This is a genomic window from Nonomuraea wenchangensis, from assembly GCF_900111685.1.
Taxonomy (GTDB): Bacteria; Actinomycetota; Actinomycetes; order Streptosporangiales; family Streptosporangiaceae; genus Nonomuraea; species Nonomuraea wenchangensis.
Genome location: NZ_FOHX01000012.1, coordinates 199,973 through 218,269 on the forward strand (window position 1 = coordinate 199,973; position 18,297 = coordinate 218,269).

Consider the following 18,297-nt stretch of genomic DNA (forward strand, 5'->3'; position numbering starts at 1 on the left):
TCCGGGGCGTGGGCTGCCCGCCAGGCTACAGCTTCCTCAAGGCTCGTCGCCGTCGGTCAACGCCCGCAGCACCTTGGCCTGCTCGACGCCGGTGCCCTCGGCTCGCAGCCGGGCCGCCTCCTCGCCGGTGAAACCCGCCGCACGCCAGTCCGCCACCTCGTCGATCGGCACTCCGGCGCGCCAGAACTCCGTCATGAGGGAGATGGCGTCCTGCCCCGAGGCGAGCACGCGTCCGGCCTCGCGGGCGGACAGGCCGAGCGCCTCGAAGACCTGGGCCTGTCCTGCCTCGATGTCGCGTTCGGCCCACTCCACCCCGGCGGCGCCCGTCCAGCCCGCCTCGACGTAGGCGCGGGCCCTGCCCGCCGGGATGCCGGCACGCAGGAGCTCGCGCATGCTGTGGGAGCGTTCCTCGTCGGCGAACGCGCCGCCCGGCGGCTCGCCCCGGTGCAGCAGCCGCCACAGCAGGCCGCGCGGGTGCGGGCGCTCCCCCGCGAGGTGCCGGTCGGCCGCCTCCTCGGGCGAATAGCCCATCTCGCGCCACCGCACCGCGTCCCGTGGCGTCATGCCGGCCCGCAGCCACAGATCCACGGTGTACGGCGTGGCTCCGGCGGTGCGCCACGATCGCGCGTCGGCCGCGGTGTAGACGCCGGATCCCCGCCACCGCTCCGCGTTGCCGATCGAGAAGCCGTCGTCGATCCACCGCCGGGCCTCGGCGATCGTGAAACCCCGTCGCCGCCACTCGTGCAGCGGCTCCGGGCTCGGCTCGTCGGCGTAGGCCGTCGTCATGTCTCTCCTTTCGCCGGCATCCCCTGCGGGATGCGGGCCACGGACGCCCAGCCGGGCGCATGTCCGCCGTCGCCGATCAGGCAGACCACCACCTGCGCGGGAGGGCGCTGCTCGGGCCACGGTGTCTCGCCGTCGGTCAGCACGACGACCAGGTCGGGCCGGGGCCGCAGGGCCATCGCCGTGGCGATGCCGGCCCGCATGTCGGTGCCGCCGCCGCCGACGAGCTCGATGTCGCTCGCCCTGCGCACCACCTGGACGGGGTGCGGGTGCACGTCGCAGCAGAACGCCCGCAGCCTCCGGCCGGGACCGGCCACGCCGTCGATGATCCCGGTCACCTCGGCGAGCAGCCGGCTCAGCACGTCCTTGGTGACGCTGCCGGAGGTGTCGATCACCAGGACCGTGTCGGGGACCGCGCGTACCATCGACGGCGGCACGATGCCGGCGTAGGCGCCGGCGCGGCGCGACGGGCGGCGGTAGCTGAAGTCGACCTGCCCCGCCACCGTGCTCAGCCCGCGCCGGATCACCGCGCCCAGGCGGGCCCGCCAGTTCACCGACGGGCGCAGGCGCTCCTCGGCCCAGCGGCGCCATCCTGACGGCAGCTCGCCGCGCGCGCTGATCCGGTCCTGGATGCCGGCCGCGATGGAGCGTTCGAGCAGTTCCCGGTCGAGCCGGGTGAGCCCTTCGCCGGGGCCGCCGTCCTCGTACGTGCGCTCCTGCCCGTCCACCCCGCTGCCGCAGTCGATCGCCTCGGCCAGTGCCCGCCCGCCGCGGCCCATCGCGGAGGCGAGCACGTCGAGCATCGGCACGTACTCCTCCGCGGTGCGATGGGCAGGAAGGCCGAGCTCGGCGGGCGACACCACGCCCACCGGGCCGCGCAGCTCCTCGGCCTCCAGGTCGTCGTTGATCTCGGCGTCGGCGGCCTGGTTCCAGCGGTGGGCCTCCTCGTCGCGGACCGCGCCGGCGGCAGGCAGGCGGGCAGTGCTCACCTCGTGGCCCGGCTCCGGCCGTACCGGCGAGCGGGCCGCGTGCCCGCGCACCAGATGACCCACCTGGTGCAGCATCCACCAGCCGGCCTCCTCGACCGGGGTCGCCAGCGCGGTGCCCGGTTCCACGTACAGGTTCCAGCGGGTGTCGGCGGGGAAGGCGCGGAAGCCGGGGTCGGCGACGGGCGCGCCGGTGTCCTCGTCCAGGGCCGGTTCCAGAATGACCGTGTTGAGGGCGAAGACGGCCGAGGCGAGGTACGGCGCCCGGTGCGCCGCCCACAGCCGCGCGGCGGCGATCCTCGCGCGCACCGCGTCCTCGTAGCCGGGAGCGCGGGGGCGGTCGGCGGTCATCGCAGGAGCCCCGCCGAGCGCAGCACCGGAGCGAGTTCGAGCATCGTCTCGGGCAGGGTCGCGCCCTCGGGCCGGGAGCGGGCCAGTGACCGGGCCGCGGTCGCCGCCACGTCCGGTGCCGTACGCGCGACCCGCGCCACCACCGCCCACGCCCGCTCCCACGTGTCGGTCGTGCCGTCCGACCGTACGTACGCCACCACCGCGCCGAGCAGGGCGTGCAGCCGGTCGAGCCGCTCCGGCAGGGGTGCCCGCGGGTCGTTCAGCAGGGTCTGCGGATCGGGCAGGTCGAGGTTGCGGCGCCAGGAGAGCAGCTCGAACCCGGCCGCCTCACCGACCGCGCCGAGCACCAGCTCGGCCAGGACCGGCTCGCCGGCGCCCAGGTGCTCGCACGCGGCGACCGCCCGTGCGGCCATCTCCCAGCTACGCGGGCTGGGCCAGCCGCGGCCCGCCCGGTCCGGGCTGTCGGGCACCGCCAGCACGAGTTCGGGCCGTACCCGCAGGAACGCCCCGACCAGCGCTCGGGCATCGGCGGTTCCGGCTGGGGCCTTCAGCTGGAACTCGGGCACGGGGAAGCCGCCGGCGAAGCCCTCGGCGACGTCCTCGGCCGAGACCGTCCAGTCCAGGTGGATGAGCCGGTTGGCCAGCGGCGCGGACAGGTCCCAGCCGTCGGCTGCCTGGTCCGGCGGGTTGGCGGCGGCCACGATCCGCACCTCGTCCGGCAGCGTCAGGTCGCCGACCGTGCGCTCCAGCACCACCCGCAGCATGGCGGCCTGCACGGCCGGCGGCGCGGTGGTCAGCTCGTCGAGGAACAGCAGGCCGCCGCCCCCGGCGGCGAGCCGCTCGGCCCATCGCGGCGGCGCGAACCAGGTGCCGCCGTCACGCAGCACCGGCAGGCCGGAGAAGTCGCTGGGCTCGCGGATCGAGCCGACCACCACCTCGACCGGCAGGCCGGCGGCCGCGCCGAGCGCGGTCACCGCGGACGTCTTGCCGGTGCCCGGCGCGCCCCACAGGATGACCGGCAGGTTGGCCGTCACCGCGACGGCGAGGGCGTCCCGTGTCACTGATGGCGGCGCCATCATCGTCCTCCTCGCCGGGCGCCCGGGCCGCTCGCGGGCAGCACGCGTCGGGACGTCGAGCCTTGACTACCGCTGACGTTCGTCCGGGTTCGGTTGTGGGCGTTCACCGCCGCGATGAGGTCGGCCTTCATGGCGTCATCTTAGGTTGACGATCGAGCGTGCGTCAACCAAAGATGACGCAGCGGCCTACGGCCGGTCTCCGGCCTTGTCGACGACCTTGGCCGTCGGGCAGCGCCCGGAACAACGCGGCCCGCACGTCGGCGACCAGCGGCTGCTCGCCCAGTTGTCCCCGATGGGACGCATCGAGTTCTCGACGACCGCGAGCGCCGGGATGGCGCTGGAGTCAGGGAGCGGTGCTGATGGGGGCGACGCGAGGGGCGGCCAGCCGTAGGTAGTCGTCGGTGGCCAGGGCGATCGAGCGGTCCAGGCGGGCGGCGTTGAAGAACACCTCCGGGACCCGCAGCAGCGCCGGGTCGGCGATCACCTCCAACTTGGGGTGGTAGCTGAAGGGCAGCACGGTGCCACTGACGCTGCCGGCCAGCTCCTCGGCCTTCTCGCGGTCGGCGAAGGCGGCGTAGGTGCCCTCCAGCAGGGCTTTCACCGCCTGCAGATCCAGGCGGGCGTCACCGGGCACCACCGCCAGCACGTACCGGGTCCGCTTCTTGCCGATCTTGACCATGACGACCAGGCACTTGGCGGCCTGTGCGACGTCGTGTCCACGCAGAGCACTGACCTCGTCGGTGCGTCCCTCGGGCGGGTGGTCGATCAGCCGATAGCGCGCCCCGGCTGCTTCCAGATCGGCGATCAACCGCTCGTAGAGCCCCGCGTCCAGACCCTCGGGTGCTGCGACACCACCGCCACCCAGCTCACCACTCACCGCTCAGCAACTCCTTCGCCTCGGAAATGCGGTCCTCGTCGCGTTGGTAGAACACCCACTGCTTGATCTTCTTGCCGCGCAACAGCCCGGCCTGCGCGAGCACCTTCAGATGCTCGCCGCAGGTCGGCTGGCTCACTCCCAGCTTCTGGGCGATGAACAAGGAGCAGACCCCGTCGCGCACCAGATCGCCGTCACGCTGCGGCGGGAAATGGCGTTCAGGGTCACGCAGCCACTCCAGGATCAGCAATCGCTTGTCGTTGGCCAGTGCCTTCACCAGATCGACGTCCAACACAAAGGGATTATGGCAATTAGCTAATTGCCTGTCCAGGTCGGCGAGATCGACAAAATATGGAAGGACGTACTATTCTCCTTCTTCATCATGAAGGACGTAACTACCTACGAGAGCGACCCTGACGGCCTCCTCTACGACCCTCGGGTCAGGGCCGCGATGGCCCAGTTCGCCGACGACGACGAAACCCTGCTCACCTTCGAGGCGGGCGCCGCCGTCCGCACCGCCAACCAGGCCGTCGAGCGCATGCGCGCCCACGGCGCCCAGGGACGAGGAGTCAGCGCGGGCGCGCTCGACCTGCTGGTACGCCTCAACAACAGCGAGCACGGCATCAGCATCGGCGAGCTGGCCCGCACCTCCGGGGTCAGCTCCCGCAACGCCACCGGCCTGGTGGACACGCTGGAGCACAACGGACTGGTCCGCCGGGTCCCCGACCCGAAGGATCGACGTTCCGTTCTGGCCGAGATCACCCCTGCCGGGCGAGCGTGGATGGAGGCGTTCCGCAAGCCGTCGCAGCTCGCCATGCGGGCGATGTTCCACGGGTTCACCCCCGAAGAACTGGTCCTGCTGCGCGACCTGTGCCTGCGGCTGGCCGCCAACCAGCATCGCCTCGCCGAGCACCTGCGCCGGATCGGACAACAGCCATGACCACGACAGCTTCCGCTTCCGGAGCCGCGATCCCTGTCCGGGAGGAGTGCCCGGCGTCATGACCTCCATCCGCCACGAGATCGTCATCGACGCGTCCCCCGCGCACATCTGGGAGGTGCTGCGCGACGTCGGAGCCGTGCACGAGCGCCTGCTGCCGGGCCGTGTCGTCGACACCCGGCTTGAGGGCGATCAGCGATTCCTGACCTTTCCCGACGGGCACGTCGTCCGCGAGTTGATCGTCGCGATCGACGACGATGCCCGCTACCTGGCCTATTCCGTCGTCGAAGGCGCGAGACCCGCGCTCGACCACCACCACGCCTCGTTCGAGGTTCGCCCGGAGGGCGACACGGCGGGCAGGCTGATCTGGACCACCAACGTGCTGCCGCACACGCGAGCCGCCGAGATCCGCATCCGCGTCGAGCACGGCGCGCGGGAGATGAAGCAGGCGATCGAGGGTGGCGGGCGTGGTCCGAGGCATCCGCCCAGGCAGGGAGCGCCTGGGCGGGCGTGAGTGACAGGGAGCCTGGCCGGTGCCGAACGTCGCCCATGCCGGCCTTGCCGAACTATGCCGGGATGAGTCCCAAGCCGCCGCCCACCAGTCGCCGGCCGCTTCCACCGAACGGAGGCAACGCGCAGGCCGAGACGCATGCCAGCGCCTCCGTTGTCACGGCTGCGAACCTCGTCCAGCTGCGCAAAGGAGTTCGAAGATCAGTTCCTGGTCAGCGTTCGGCGCGGATCGCCACGCCGGAAACTTCCCGGCTCGTCCTGATCAGGGGAAAGCCCTCATACTTGGATGAACACCCTTCGTCTCCCAAACGCCGGAGATCTCGTAAGCGACCGTGGTAGTAAAGCTGACACAGGGCGATCAATAGATGAGGATAGGTCTGGGAAGGGAGGACAGCGATGACGACGAGCATGGTCGACGACTACCGCTACGTGACTCCTCTCTACACCAAGGGCCAAGCAGCTGACCTCATCGGCGTCCCTCGGCAGACCTTTCGCAACTGGGCTGTCGGTTACGCCTACAAGCGGGTGGACGGGGTCAGCGTGGCAGCTGAGCCGCTCGTCACCACAGCGGGATCACCAAGACAGCATTCGCCGACCGTACCGTTCGTCGGGCTCGCCGAGGGATTCATGCTGGCCGCATTCCGTAGCGCAGGCGTCCCCATGACGCGGATCCGGCCGGCGATTCAGTGGCTGGAGCGCAATATCGGCCTCGCTCAGGCACTCGCGAGTCAACGGCTTGCCACAGACGGCGCCGAAGTGCTGTGGGACTTCAAGCACCACACGAACGTTCCCGCAGAACGGGAAGCGGTGGACGGCCTGGTCGTCGTTCGTAAGGGTGGCCAGCAGGTATTTCGCCCGGTGATCCGCGACTATCTTCAGCGCGTGAGCTATCAGGACGGCTGGGTCCGCGTGATCCGGCTGCCCAGCTATCGAAGCGTCGAGGTCACGGTGGATCCGTGGATAAATGGCGGACAGCCCACGCTGGCAAGCCGCGGCATACGGATCGCGGATGTTCTCGGCAGGCTCCGGGCAGGCGAGGACGCGCTGGACATCGCCGGCGATTACCAACTCTCCCTGAGTGAGGTAGAGCTCCTGGCAGCGCAGGCCGCGTGAGTCCATGGCCGGGGAAGCGCATGATTCTGGACTGACGTTCTTCCTTGACCGCGGCCTGGGATCGGTCATCGTGCCTACTGCGTTACGAGAGGCCGGCTGGATCGTCGAGACCATGGATGAGCGGTACGGCAAGGACCGATCTCAACATATCCCTGACCAGCAGTGGATCGAGGAAGCCACCATCCGGGGCGACGTGCTGCTGTGCAAGGACATAGAGATCGCCAGCAACCCGCTCGAGGCCCAAGCGCTCTATGTCAGCGGTGCCCGGGCATTTGCCTTGGCCAACGCTGCATTGCCAGGACAGGAGATGTTCAGGCGATTTCTCCTCCATGAGACCAGCATCGTCAACCATGCGAAGCGCATCACCGTGCCGTTCATCTTCGCGGTTCACGAGGACCGCCTTCGCCGCAAGTCGATCAGGTACCCGCTCAAGCGGTGACGCGGGTTCTTCGGCCCGGTGAAGTTACAGCCGCCATGTCGCGGCGTTTCTCGGCGGGCGTGACACGCCCTTCATCGAGGTCAGCCAGCGGTCTTTGTCGTGCAGCAGGGTCAGGGCTGCTCAAGGCGGTTGGCAGCCGGCGATTGACCGCAGGGCAGGAAGACTGGACCACGAGCTGGACGACCTCCAGGCTGCCGTCCAGGATCACGAAGGCATCTCGCCCTCTGACGGGCCCGATGCCTTCGTGTTCACGTGCTTCGGCTGGGTGTGGCCTCAGGCGTCCCAGCGCTGGTTGGCGCCGCCCCAGCAGGTGTACTGCTGGAGGCGGGCGCTGTTCGCCGTCGACTGGCCGGACACGTCGAGGCACTTGCCCGAGTGCCGGGCGACGATCTCGACGTAGTTCGTGCCGGACACGGCGCGGAGTTGCCACTGCTGGTTGGTGCCGCTGCCGCACGTGTACTGGATGACGGCCGCGTTGTCGGCGGTGGAGGCGTTGTTCACGTCGAGGCACTTGCCGGAGTGCTGCGCCACGAGGTTGTGGTAGCCGTTGCCCAGATCGCGCAGTTGCCACTGCTGGTTGGCGGCTCCGCTGCAGGTGTACTGGATGATCTCGGCGGCGTTCGCGGTCGAGCCCTGCAGGACGTCGACGCACTTGCCGGAGTTCTGGTTGACGATCTGGGTCGTCGTGGCGCCACCGCCGCCGTCGACGGCGTCGCCCCAGCCGTAGCGCAGGCGGGTCGCGCCGGACTGGTTGCGGATCGTGAGGTCGAGGTTGGTGCCGCTGCCGCTCTTGGCGTACATCGAGTACCAGTCGTAGCCGATGTCGCCGGGCTTGCCGCCGATGGCGGGCCAGTAGGTGCCGCCCATGGCGTTGTCCCGCATCACCTGGGTGACGGCGCGGATGTGGCGGACGAAGTTGTCCGTGCTGTTCGCGTCGGCGTAGTTCAGGCCGTTGTTCATCGGAGCGCCGAACTCGGTCACGACCGCCCGCGAGGCGCAGTTGCCGAGGCGCGTCTGGACGTGGGACCGCCAGCCGTCGTACGTGTTCGCGGAGTAGAAGAACGCATAGTGGTGGAACGAGAACAGCGTGCCGGCGAACCGCGAGTCGTTGCACAGGTCACGCAGGTCCTGGCTGTAGCCGGTGCCGCCGACGAGCACCCGGTTCGGCGGGGCCGAGTAGTGGTTGTTCAGCCAGTCGGCGGCGAGGTTGCGCCACTCGGCCGAGCTGTAGCCGTGGGGCTCGTTCATCGGCTCGAAGTACACGAGACTGTTCGAGCCGTACTGGGAGGTCACGGTCGACCACATCGAGTTCCACGCCGACAGGTTGGTGATGCGGCCCCCGGAGGCCGCGCCGTCCTCCCAGTAGGCGAGGATGACCTTCCAGCCGCGCGCCGTGGCGGCGTCGATGGCGCCGCGGTAGGCGTTCCACCAGGTGGTGCCGACGGTGTGGGTGTTGATCGGCAGCCGGACGGTGTTCACGCCGAGTGTCGACTGCATGTCGTCGTACAGCGCGTTGGCCTTGGCCTGCACGGTGGCGTAGCTGTCGGAGCCGCTCAGCCCGTCGACGACGAGCGGGGCGGTGCTGAAGTTGTCGCCCAGCACCGCCCAGTTCATGCCGCGGAACTGACTGGTCGCGGCCGCCGCGGGCGCCGTCCATAAGCTCACCATGGTGATCGGCAGCAGCAGCAGGGCCGCCAGCGCGGCGAGCAGCCGCCTGCCTCGGGATGTGTCGCGACGGGAGGGGGCGCCTGTCATGGTTCTCTCCTTAGGGCATGCGCTTATCGCGCGATCGTTGACGCCCGCCCGGAGACAAATCCGTTTGCCAAGCCCAAGTTAGCGCTAACACATGCCCGAGGAAAGATCCCGGCAGGAAAGTGGCGGCGGCGGTCAGCCGTTCTGGACCTCCAGGACGAGACGGGCGAGCTCCAGCCGGTCCACGTTGGGGCCGTAGGCGCCCGCGTTGCCGAGGACGAGCGCGCCGTCCTGGGTGGTGAGGGTGAGCGGCGTGGCCTGGGGCCAGAAGTTGTCCCAGGCGTAGTTGTGCCGGAACACGCCGCGGGTCGTCGCGCCGCCGGTCTCGGTGATGTCGAGGAAGCGGCTGATGACGTCGGTGTTGTACGGATGCCCGGTGTTACGGTCGGCGTTGGCGTAGTGCGTGAGCAGGACGTACTCACCGGCGCCGAAGCCGACCGGGCGGGCGAGGGTCAGGGTGTTGCCCGCGCCGTTGCCGAGGTCGCCCACGTAGACGCCGCCGGAGGCGTTGGACGCGCTCGTGGCGGGGACGGTGACCGCCCTCGCCGTGCCGGCGAGCCGCGCCCGCTCAGCCTCGACCCGATGGATCGCGGTGTCGGCCTGCGCCGCCCTGACCGTGGTGAGCCCGCGCAGCTCCAGCCCGGCCGGGCCGCTCACCTCGACCTTGGAGACGCCGGCCGGCAGGTAGACGCGGGCGCGCGAGGCGGCCTCGCCGGGGCGGGTGGCCCGCAGGCCGCGCACCTCGCGGCCGTCGAGGCGGACCCCCAGGTCGCCGGCGGCGCTCGCCTTGTAGGAGAGGGTCAGGTCGTAGTAGCCGTCCTGGCCGGCGGCGAGGAAGAAGGTGGCGCGGGCGGCGCCGCCGAGGGCGATCGCCGGGCCCTTTCCCTCGCGGGTGATCCGCGCCCCGCCCGACAGCCGGGCCTCGTCGGCCGGGTACGCCGCCCGCTCCGCCCCGGTGATCTCGGTGAGGTCGAACCTGTCGAGCGTGATGTCGCTGCCGGGCAGCCGGGTGGCGCCGTCGGCGCTGGTGCGCATGGACAGCTGGTGGGTGCCGGCGGCCAGCGTCAGCTCCACGTCGGTGCGCCCGCGGTAGGTCCAGCCCAGGTTGGCCGAGTACTGCACGATCTGGTCGAGCCGGCCGTCCACGAAGAGCGCGTGCCTGCCGGGGATCTTGTTGGCGCCCTGGAGGATGCCGAGGCGGTAGCGGCCGTCGCGGGGCACGGTGACGGAGAACGTCACGGCCGAGCCGGTCTGGTTCATGGCGCCGACGTCGCGCCTGCCGGAGGTGGCGTAGAGCTGCGGGTCCGCCGTGGTGTCCTGGTCGAACGCCTGGGCGGCGGTGAGGGTGGCCGACTCGGCCTCCACCGACGTGCTCCACGGCGCGTCCGTGGCGGGCGCGGCCCCGGTGGCGGGCACGATCGTGACCCGGTAGGCGGCCATCACGTCGCCGCCGGGCAGGTCCACCTGGATGCGCCCGTCCTGTACGGCGGCCCGCCGCGCGGCCACGACCGGCGGCTGGAGCGCGTCGCCCTCGTAGCCGCTCCACGTCGTCCGCGAGACCAGGACGTCGACCTGCCGGCCGAAGACGGCGTCCGCGAGGCCGGAGACGTCGAGGCGGACGGGCTGCGAGCCGCCGCCGACCAGGACGGTGCCGCGCCGGGCGGGCTCGTCGATGGCGGCGACGGCCTGCACGGTGTCGGCCACATTGAGCTGCGGCGGGGTGGTCCTGACCGTCTGCCCGGTCAGGTCGGCGTACCACTTGAGCAGCCACCAGCCGCCGTTGGCCTGGCGGGTGCGTACGGCGTGGTCGTCGAGGTTGCCGGCGTAGGTCCAGTAGGCCATGTCGGCGTCGACCTTGGTGTCCTCGAACAGGGAGATCCACTGGATCATCTGGCCGGGGACGGACATGTCGCGGCGGTTGCCGTACTCGTCGATGTTGATGGGCAGCGGGCCGATGCCGAGCTCGCGCTCCATCCGGCGGTAGTCCTCGTAGTGGCCGCGGTAGTCGGCGAGCCGGCTGCGCGACAGCTCGTGCCAGGCCATGATGTCGGGCAGGCAGTTACCCTGCTGGTCGCCGGCGCAGGGGGTGGCCTTGGCCCAGGTGAGGAAGTCGCGCAGGCGGCCGGGGTTGTAGTTCGCCTCGTTGGGGCCGACGATGCGGGCGGCGGGGTCGATGGAGCGGATGCGCTCGAAGACCGCCTTCCAGTCGCTGAAGAACTTCTGCTTCGAGGTGTTCCAGTTCTGGTACCAGATGCCGTCGGGCTCGTTGAACGGCACCCAGACGAACTTGCCCTTGTCCTTCGGCCGCTCGCGCACGACCTTGCGCACCATCGTGTCCACCTTGGCGAGGTAGTCGTCGATGCCGCGGTTCTCGTAGGGCCACTGGCTGTAGACGTCCTGCATGTAGACGACGATCTCCGCGCCGCCGGCGGCGAAGAAGCCGTCGGCGACCTTGAGCGCGTCGCCGTTGGGGTGCTGGTCGCCGTCCGGGGCCTTCTGGGCGATCGTGCGCGGCCGGGCGCCGGCGAGGAGGGAGTCGCCGGGCACGCCGGGGTCCGACAGGCCGTACAGCATGCCGGTCGCGCCGCCGTGCACGGCGCCGGTGCGCTGGGCGAAGTCCACGGCGACGACGTCGGGGGCGGCGTCGGGGGCGGCGGCGTGGGCCGGAGGGACGGCTGTCAGTGAGGCGAGAACCACGGCGGCGGCGGTGGTGGCCGCGCGTGATCGGGGCTGGGGTCGGGGCATGACGTCCTCTCTCAGGATGGGGGGAGGGCTACTTGACGGCGCCGCCGGTGATGCCGGAGATGATCTTGCGCTGGGCGACGGCGAGGACGACCAGCAGCGGCAGGCTCATGAGGATGATGTAGGCGAAGATCAGGTGCCAGTTGTTGAGATAGAGGCCGGCGTTGGCGACCTGGAACAGGTTCAGCGGCAGCGTGTCGAGCCGGCCGCCGATGACGAAGAAGGCGTAGAAGACGTCGTTCCAGACGTACAGGCAGATGAGGATGGTCGCGGTGGCCAGCACCGGGCGCAGCAGCGGCAGGATGACGGAGAAGAACACCCGCACAGGACCGGCGCCGTCCATGCGGGCGGCCTCCTCCAGCGACAGCGGCACGGTACGGACGAACCCGGTGACGAAGAAGATCACCGTGGACAGGTAGATGCCGACGTAGACGCCGATCATGCCAACCGGGCTGCCGGCCAGGCCGAGCTGGCGCAGCAGCAGCACGATGGTGACGACGGCGGGCGGCAGCACGATGCCGCTGATGGCGAGGGCGTACAGCACGGCGTTGAGCCGGGTGGCGCGGCGGGCCAGGATCCAGGAGGCCATGGAGCCGAACGCCAGCACCAGCGCGACCGACGGCGCGACCACGAGCACGCTGCCGAGGAACGCCTTGGGCACCTCGCCCTGCTCCCAGACCTGGGCCAGGTTGTCCCAGAGCTGCCAGCGCGAGGGCAGGGACAGGTCCGGCGACAGCGCCTCGCCCTGCGACTTGCCGGCGGTGACCACGACCAGCCACAGCGGCACGCCCATGACCAGGACGACGAGCGCGACGACGACGGCGGGCCGCAGCCGCGCGGCCCAGCCGCGGGCGACCGGCGGGCGGGCGACGCGGCGGCGCGGCGCGCCGTGGACGGGAGCGGTCACAGGATGTCCTCCCTCTTGCGCAGGACGCGGATGACCGGGAAGGCCAGCAGCGCGACCATGAGGAACAGCACCAGGCTCATGGTGGTGGCCTGGGCGAACAGACCCTGGCCGAAGGTGCGGTAGATGAAGATGTTGAGGATCTCGGTGCTGCGGGCCGGGCCGCCGCCGGTGAGCGCCTGCACGATGTCGAAGCCGTTCATGGAGCCGAGCAGGGCGGTGGCCACGTTGAAGGTGATCGCGGGGGCCAGCAGCGGGAAGCGCACCGCCCAGAACGCCTGCCATCCGGTGGCGCCGTCGATGCGGGCGGCCTCGGTGACGTCCTCGGGCACCGTCTTGAGCCCGGCCAGGTAGATGAGCATGGACAGGCCCATCCACTTCCAGGCGTGGATGGCCGCGGCCAGCACGAGGGTCCAGGTGGTGCTGCCCAGCCAGGCGATCTCCACCTGCTGCCCGGTCAGGGCCGACAGCAGGTCGTTGAGGCTGCCGTCGGGCTTGAGCAGGGCCTGGAAGAGGTAGCCGACGGCCAGCGCGGACATCAGCACCGGGATGACGAAGACCAGGCGGGCGGCCCGGTTGAGCCAGGTGTCCTTCTCCAGCAGCACCGCCAGGCCGAAGCCGAACAGGTTCTGCAACAGCGCGACCAGGGCGGCGTAGACCACGGTGATGCGCAGGGCGCTGAACAGGGTGCCGTCCGACAGCAGGGCGGTGACGTTGTCGAAGCCGACCGGGCGGATGTCGCTCTTGAAGCTGGACCAGTCGGTGAAGGCGTAGATGAAGTTGAACAGGGTCGGCAGGAAGAAGAACACGAACAGGATCACGAACGCCGGGACGAGGAACCACATCGGGTGGGTGCGGTCGCGCGCGATCCCGCGTGGCGCCGGCCGGGCGGCCGGGACGCGGCGTGCTGGGCGGGTGAGCGTCTGCCGGCCGGTCGGCACCATCGGCTCCTTGGTGGGGTGTGGGGGGAGGGGCGGGAGGCCGGGGCCGCCTCCCGCCGGTGCGGTCAGAAGCCGGTGGCGACGGCGGCCTTGGCGAGCTGGGCGAACTGCTTCTGGGTGGCGGCGGCCACCTGCTCAGGCGTCAGGCTGCCGGTGATCATGTCGGCCAGGTTGAGATACAGGTCCGGGTTGGCCACGGCCAGCGACTGCATGGAGCCGACCGACCGGCCGAGCGAGGCGTGCACGTCCCGCAGCGCCTGCGGCACGCCGTCGGGCGTGGGCACGTCCGGGCGCAGCGAGACGGTCTTGCGGTCGGCGACGAAGGCGGCGTAGCCGGGCCCCATCCAGTACGCCAGCAGCTGCCGGGCCGCGGCCTCCCGCCCCGTGTCGCCGGTGCGGAAGGCGACCAGCGCGTTGGACTGGTCGGGGATGGAGGTGCCGACGTTGCCGCTGGGCGAGATCGGGAAGAAGCCGATCTTCTCGTCCAGCTCGGCGGTGTCGGCCTTGGCCTGGAGCTGGCCGAAGAACGAGTTGACCTGGATCGCCATGGCGGCCTTGCCGGACAGCAGCGCCTCGCCCTGGTCCTCGAACTTCGCGGTCTTGATGTCGGCGTTGAACAGGCCCTCGTCGATGAGCGCCTTGTACGTCTTGACGGCGTCGAGGATGGTCGTGTCCTCGAAGGTCTCCTTGCCGGTGTTGACCCGCTCCCACAGGCCGCTCTTGGCGGCGTCGGCGAGCTGGACCTGCACCCACCACTGGGTGGCCCACTTGTCGCCGGCCATCTCGAAGAACGGGGTGACGCCCTTGCCCTTGAGCGTGCGGGCGACCTGCAGCATCTCGTCGAAGTTCTTGGGCGTCTCCTTGACGCCGTTCGCGGCGAAGACCTGCTTGTTGTAGTAGACGCCCTCGACGGCGGGGCTGGTGACGAGCGCGGCGTAGCGGGTCTCGTCCAGCAGGCCGGTGATGTCGCGCAGCTCCGGCGACAGCGCCTCGACCCAGGGGGCGCCGTCGAGGGGCTGCAGGTTGGCGCGGGCGTTGAGCGCGGTGAGCATGGACGCGGTCGGCTGCCAGAAGGCCAGGTCGGGCTTGTCGCCGGTGGCGACCTTGGTCTGCACGCCCTGCTCGTACGGGTCGGGGATGGTGACGACCTCGACCTTGGCGCCGGTGGCCTGGGTGAAGGCGTCGGTGACGGCCTTGGGCACGGTGTTGCTGTTCTGGGCGGCCCAGATGGTCAACGTGACCCCGTCCAGCCGGGCGGTGGGCGACGGCCAGGCGGCCGGGGAGCCGCCGGCGGCCGGCGCGGCGGGCCCGGCGGAGGGATCGCTGCAGGCCGTGACGGCCAGGGCGAGGGTCGCCGCGGCGGCGACACGCTGTACGAGCTTCACGGTTCGGCTTCCTTTATCCATGTTCGACCGCCTATGGCATCGAACATCCCTTTGGGGAGATTAGTAGGGACGAAGGTGCAGAATTCGGGCGGTGGGCGCGGGGACCGTCGCGGTGACGGTCAGCTCCGCGGTCCGCGGGTTCCAGGCGGCGGACCAGCCCTCCTGCGTGGCCGGGTAGGCGGCCTGCGCGCGCAGGTCCCGCCCGGACAGGTGCGGCAGGCGCAGCACGGTGGTCTCGTCGGCTCCTGGCCTGCGCCAGATCCCCAGGTGGGTGACGTGCTCCGTACGCAGGCCGAGGGCCAGCCACGGATCGTCCCAGCCGGGCAGGCCGAGCGGCCAGCACGGCGTGGCGCGCAGCAGGTCCGGGCGCAGGCTCTGATGGAGCCGTACGCCGTCCCGGACCAGGGCGAGCTGCTCCGGCGTCATCCGGTGCAGGTTGCCCGACAAGTAGAGACGGCCCAGGATGCCGGTGCACATCGTGAAGGCGATCTCCTCGTCCGTCATCCCGGGCTGGGGGTAGGCCCAGTTGGCGGCCTGCTCGGGCAGCACGGACAGCGGGGCCGCGACCGCGATCGGCGGGTAGCGGAGGAAGTCCTGCTGGTCGCTGGTCGACTGGAGCTGCAGCCGCGAGAGCATCGCGTAGTCCATGCGCATCGCGCCCGACCCGCAGTTCTCCAGCACCAGGTGCGGATGGCGGTCCAGCACGCCCTCCAGCCAGGCCAGGTGCGCCCGGTTGTGGGCGAGCAGCCCCGCGCCGACGCTCGTGGCGCCGACGTCGGTGCCCGCGCCGGGGTTGACGTTGTAGTCCAGCTTGAAATAGCCGACGCCCAGCTCCTCCACCAGCCGGTCCACCACCTGGTCCAGGTGCGCGACGGCCGCCGGATGGCGCAGGTCCAGGTGGTGGCGGCCGTGCTCGGCCAGGCGGACGCCGCCGCGCTGGAGGAACGCCTCGGCGGGCAGCTTGTCGGCCATCGGGCTGCGTACGCCGATCACCTCCGGCTCCAGCCACAGCCCGGCCGTCATCCCGTGCCCGGCGATCCTGGCCAGCACCTCCTCCAGGCCGCGCGGGAAGCGGGTCTGGGACGGCAGCCACTCCCCCACGCTGTCCCACCAGTCGCCGCCGTCGTCGTACCAGCCGGCGTCCACGCAGAAGACCTCCGCCCCGGCCGCGGCGGCGGCGTCGATGAGCGGCAGCAGCTTGTCCGTCGTCGGATCGCCCATCACCGTGTTCATGTAGTCGTTGAACACGACCGGCAGCGCCGGCCGGTCCGGATGGGGACGCAGCAGCGCGCGGCGGTACGCGGTCAGCGCCGCCGCCGCGCCCTCCACGCCGTCGTCGGAGACGGCGACCGAGACGGGCACGGTGACGAACGACTCGCCGGGCGCCAGCAGCTCGCTCCACTGGTGGTCGGGATCGGTGGGGCCGGACAGTGCCACGTACGCGCCGTCCAGCCGGTCGCCGGCCTCCCACCGCCACGCGCCGTTGTGCTCGATCTGCCACAACCAGGTCCGGCCGGTACGCCGTTCGCTCAGCCCGCCCATCGGCACGTGCCTGCCGCTCGACCAGGTGCCGGTGCTGGTCAGCGTGAAGACGCCCTTGCCGTGCTGGCCGTGCCCGGCCAGGCCGAGGTCGGGCACGTGGTCGGCGAGCGGCCTGCTGGTCCAGCGGTTCTCGCCCAGCCAGTCGCTGTCGCCGTACAGGACGTCCAGCTCGGCGGCCGGCAGGCCGAGGAAGCCCGCGGCGAAGGAGGTGACGGCCAGCAGGAGCACGGGCTCCTCGCCGTGGTTCGTCACCCGTACCGACGCCTGCACGGCCGGCACGCCCTCGGGCGAGCGCAGGGTCAGCTCCGCGGCCAGCCCGGACACCTCGTCCCGCATCCGCACCCGCAGCTCGTGCCAGCCGTCCGCGCGGGACTGCTCGGACCCGGCGTAACGCAGCCGGCAGCCCACCGCCGTCTCCGAGAGCCGCTGCGAGGCCCGCGCCCGGCCCTCGCCGGGCACCAGCACCTCCACCACCGGCTGGGAGACCCGCGCCCGCACGGTGACCGGCCCGGCGGTCAGCTCGCGCAGCGCCACCGGGCGATCCGGGTGGACCTCCAGTACGGCGGCGAGGCCGGAGTGGCCCCAGCGCAGGATCTCGACGACGTCAGCAGGCATCAAGGAACTCTCTTTCGTACTGTCACGGTGTGACCGGTCACAAGGGCAGTGTGAGCGGTCACACCGACATGAGGGAAGACCTGTTTGCGGGATCGTTACGCGCAGGTTTCTAGAAGCCCCGTGGGCTGCCGGTGGACTCGCGCACCACCAGGCTGGGCGCCACCAGGGCGGGCTCCGGCTGCTCCTGGCCGGTCAGCTCCGCCACGGCCGCGTGGAAACAGGCCCGCCCCAGCCCGGCGAAGTCCATCCGGACCGTGGTCAACGCGGGCGTCCAGTACGCCGAGCCCGGGATGTCGTCGAAGCCGACGATGCTCACGTCGCCGGGCACCGCCTTGCCCGCGTCGTACAACGCCCGGCGCACCCCCTGGGCGATGTCGTCGTTGCCGCACAGGATGGCGGTCACGTCCGGGTCGGCGGCCAGCCGCCGCCCGGCGGCGTAGGCCGAGGCGATGTCCCAGCCGCAGTCGAGCACGGCGGGGATCGGCGCGCCCGACTCGCCCAGCGCGTCGCGCCAGCCGGCCAGCCGGCCGCCCGCCCCTCCCTCGGACGGGATCGCCACGTGGTGCACGGTCCGGTGGCCCAGCGCCAGCAGGTGCCGGGTGGCGTCGGCCGCGGCGCGGCGCTCGTCCAGCGCGATCGACACCCGGCCCCGGTCGGGCGCGGCCGGCTCGGCGGCGGCCACCGCCGGGACGTGCCGGGGCAGCGCCTCCAGCACCGCCACGCCGCTCGGGTCGAACGCGATCACCACCACGCCGCCCGCGCTGGCGTCGCTGACGTCGTCGACGGTCTGCTTCACCTCGGCGGGCTCGGCCGACTCCACCACCCGGATCCCCACGGCCAGCCCGGCCGCGCGCGCGGCCTCCTCGATGCCCTGCAAGGTGGCGGCGTAGCCGTACAGGACCGTGTTGGACGTCACCACGGTGATGGCGCGGGCCCGGCCCAGGCTGAGCGCGCGGGCGGCGCGGCTCGGCCGGAAGCCGAGCCGGTCGATGGCCGCCAGCACCGCGGCACGGGTCTCGGCGCGCACCTTGGGCGAGTCGTTGAGCACCCGCGAGACCGTCTGGTAGGACACCCCGGCGGCGGCCGCGACGTCCCGGATGCTGGGCACGGCGACGGCACTCCTGGACGCGCGGCGGGGTGTCGAGGTCACGCTCACATGGTAGGCCCGGCCCCCGGAACCGGCCGCCGGGGAGCTCGATCTTGAAGGCGTCGGTGTGGAGCGAAGCGCCCAACTTCGGCGGTCCGGGCGTCGTCCAAGAGCCTGCTGACGAATGACTCTGGTGAATGCTCGGGTCAGGACAGGATCGAGGTGTGGTCATCATGGGGCTGCTGACCGGAGAACGGGAG

16 protein-coding genes are annotated in these 18,297 nt (G+C 71.3%); 4 read left to right on the plus strand and 12 right to left on the minus strand.

Annotated features, from left to right (window positions below; all coding sequences use genetic code 11):
- Nucleotides 1–36: 36 nt before the first annotated feature.
- The 5 genes from BMW85_RS31795 to BMW85_RS31820 form a co-directional block, all read right to left on the minus strand.
- Nucleotides 37–786: a hypothetical protein gene (locus BMW85_RS31795; RefSeq protein WP_091088825.1), complete on the minus strand. Its 750-nt coding sequence runs from the start codon at nucleotides 784–786 to the stop codon at nucleotides 37–39.
- A complete protein-coding gene (locus tag BMW85_RS31800) occupies nucleotides 783–2,120 on the minus strand; it encodes a vWA domain-containing protein (protein ID WP_091088826.1) in 1,338 nt (445 codons plus the stop codon). The genes BMW85_RS31795 and BMW85_RS31800 overlap by 4 nt, the downstream gene beginning before the upstream one ends.
- Nucleotides 2,117–3,181 (minus strand): AAA family ATPase, encoded by a 1,065-nt coding sequence (locus tag BMW85_RS31805; protein WP_245775184.1) that lies wholly within the window; start codon nucleotides 3,179–3,181, stop codon nucleotides 2,117–2,119. The genes BMW85_RS31800 and BMW85_RS31805 overlap by 4 nt, the downstream gene beginning before the upstream one ends.
- 358 nt (nucleotides 3,182–3,539) lie before the next feature.
- A complete protein-coding gene (locus BMW85_RS31815) occupies nucleotides 3,540–4,073 on the minus strand; it encodes a YbaK/prolyl-tRNA synthetase associated domain-containing protein (RefSeq protein ID WP_091088831.1) in 534 nt (177 codons plus the stop codon).
- Nucleotides 4,063–4,365 (minus strand): ArsR/SmtB family transcription factor, encoded by a 303-nt coding sequence (locus BMW85_RS31820; RefSeq protein WP_091088834.1) that lies wholly within the window; start codon nucleotides 4,363–4,365, stop codon nucleotides 4,063–4,065. The genes BMW85_RS31815 and BMW85_RS31820 overlap by 11 nt, the downstream gene beginning before the upstream one ends.
- Before the next feature lie 87 nt (nucleotides 4,366–4,452).
- Here BMW85_RS31820 and BMW85_RS31825 point away from each other — a divergent pair, with 87 nt between their 5' ends.
- The 4 genes from BMW85_RS31825 (at nucleotide 4,453) to BMW85_RS31840 (ending at nucleotide 7,069) form a co-directional block, all read left to right on the plus strand.
- Entirely contained in the window at nucleotides 4,453–5,010 is a 558-nt protein-coding gene (locus BMW85_RS31825; RefSeq protein WP_091088837.1) for a MarR family winged helix-turn-helix transcriptional regulator, read from the plus strand.
- A 58-nt stretch (nucleotides 5,011–5,068) separates the two neighbouring features.
- On the plus strand, nucleotides 5,069–5,521 hold the full coding sequence (locus BMW85_RS31830; protein ID WP_091088839.1) for an SRPBCC family protein: 453 nt from the start codon (nucleotides 5,069–5,071) through the stop codon (nucleotides 5,519–5,521).
- A 392-nt stretch (nucleotides 5,522–5,913) separates the two neighbouring features.
- A complete protein-coding gene (locus BMW85_RS31835; RefSeq protein WP_091088842.1) occupies nucleotides 5,914–6,630 on the plus strand; it encodes a DUF433 domain-containing protein in 717 nt (238 codons plus the stop codon).
- 4 nt (nucleotides 6,631–6,634) lie between these two features.
- Nucleotides 6,635–7,069, plus strand: a complete 435-nt coding sequence (locus BMW85_RS31840; RefSeq protein WP_091088844.1) for a PIN-like domain-containing protein — start codon at nucleotides 6,635–6,637, stop codon at nucleotides 7,067–7,069.
- A gap of 273 nt (nucleotides 7,070–7,342) precedes the next feature.
- On the opposite strand, the gene BMW85_RS31845 is transcribed toward BMW85_RS31840, so the two are convergent.
- From BMW85_RS31845 to BMW85_RS31875, 7 genes are all read right to left on the minus strand, one after another.
- Nucleotides 7,343–8,824, minus strand: coding sequence for a ricin-type beta-trefoil lectin domain protein (locus BMW85_RS31845; RefSeq protein ID WP_091088846.1), 1,482 nt, complete (start codon nucleotides 8,822–8,824; stop codon nucleotides 7,343–7,345).
- A 132-nt stretch (nucleotides 8,825–8,956) separates the two neighbouring features.
- The gene (locus BMW85_RS31850; protein WP_091088849.1) at nucleotides 8,957–11,566 is read right to left on the minus strand and encodes a carbohydrate-binding protein; all 2,610 of its coding nucleotides are present in this window, start codon (nucleotides 11,564–11,566) and stop codon (nucleotides 8,957–8,959) included.
- Between the two features lie 28 nt (nucleotides 11,567–11,594).
- Complete coding sequence (locus BMW85_RS31855; protein WP_218156005.1) at nucleotides 11,595–12,470, minus strand: carbohydrate ABC transporter permease; 876 nt, start codon at nucleotides 12,468–12,470, stop codon at nucleotides 11,595–11,597.
- Nucleotides 12,467–13,411, minus strand: a complete 945-nt coding sequence (locus BMW85_RS31860) for a carbohydrate ABC transporter permease (RefSeq protein ID WP_177240986.1) — start codon at nucleotides 13,409–13,411, stop codon at nucleotides 12,467–12,469. Before BMW85_RS31860 ends, BMW85_RS31855 begins: the two co-directional genes overlap by 4 nt.
- 62 nt (nucleotides 13,412–13,473) lie before the next feature.
- A complete protein-coding gene (locus BMW85_RS31865) occupies nucleotides 13,474–14,793 on the minus strand; it encodes an ABC transporter substrate-binding protein (RefSeq protein ID WP_218156006.1) in 1,320 nt (439 codons plus the stop codon).
- Nucleotides 14,794–14,853: 60 nt separating this feature from the next.
- Nucleotides 14,854–16,950 carry an alpha-galactosidase gene (locus BMW85_RS31870; protein ID WP_091088854.1) on the minus strand — a complete coding sequence of 699 codons (2,097 nt, stop codon included), beginning with the start codon at nucleotides 16,948–16,950 and terminating at the stop codon, nucleotides 14,854–14,856.
- A 109-nt stretch (nucleotides 16,951–17,059) separates the two neighbouring features.
- Complete coding sequence (locus tag BMW85_RS31875; protein ID WP_091088857.1) at nucleotides 17,060–18,100, minus strand: LacI family DNA-binding transcriptional regulator; 1,041 nt, start codon at nucleotides 18,098–18,100, stop codon at nucleotides 17,060–17,062.
- Nucleotides 18,101–18,297: the final 197 nt, after the last annotated feature.

Bases quoted from the DNA above. Each gene is read 5' to 3' on its own strand.
- BMW85_RS31845 (WP_091088846.1), bottom strand. From the start codon at position 8,824: ATGACAGGCGCCCCCTCCCGTCGCGACACATCCCGAGGCAGGCGGCTG.
- BMW85_RS31835 (WP_091088842.1), top strand. From the start codon at position 5,914: ATGACGACGAGCATGGTCGACGACTACCGCTACGTGACTCCTCTCTAC.
- BMW85_RS31870 (WP_091088854.1), bottom strand. From the start codon at position 16,950: ATGCCTGCTGACGTCGTCGAGATCCTGCGCTGGGGCCACTCCGGCCTC.
- BMW85_RS31860 (WP_177240986.1), bottom strand. From the start codon at position 13,411: ATGGTGCCGACCGGCCGGCAGACGCTCACCCGCCCAGCACGCCGCGTC.
- BMW85_RS31795 (WP_091088825.1), bottom strand. From the start codon at position 786: ATGACGACGGCCTACGCCGACGAGCCGAGCCCGGAGCCGCTGCACGAG.
- BMW85_RS31840 (WP_091088844.1), top strand. From the start codon at position 6,635: ATGGCCGGGGAAGCGCATGATTCTGGACTGACGTTCTTCCTTGACCGC.
- BMW85_RS31830 (WP_091088839.1), top strand. From the start codon at position 5,069: ATGACCTCCATCCGCCACGAGATCGTCATCGACGCGTCCCCCGCGCAC.
- BMW85_RS31850 (WP_091088849.1), bottom strand. From the start codon at position 11,566: ATGCCCCGACCCCAGCCCCGATCACGCGCGGCCACCACCGCCGCCGCC.
- BMW85_RS31800 (WP_091088826.1), bottom strand. From the start codon at position 2,120: ATGACCGCCGACCGCCCCCGCGCTCCCGGCTACGAGGACGCGGTGCGC.
- BMW85_RS31825 (WP_091088837.1), top strand. From the start codon at position 4,453: ATGAAGGACGTAACTACCTACGAGAGCGACCCTGACGGCCTCCTCTAC.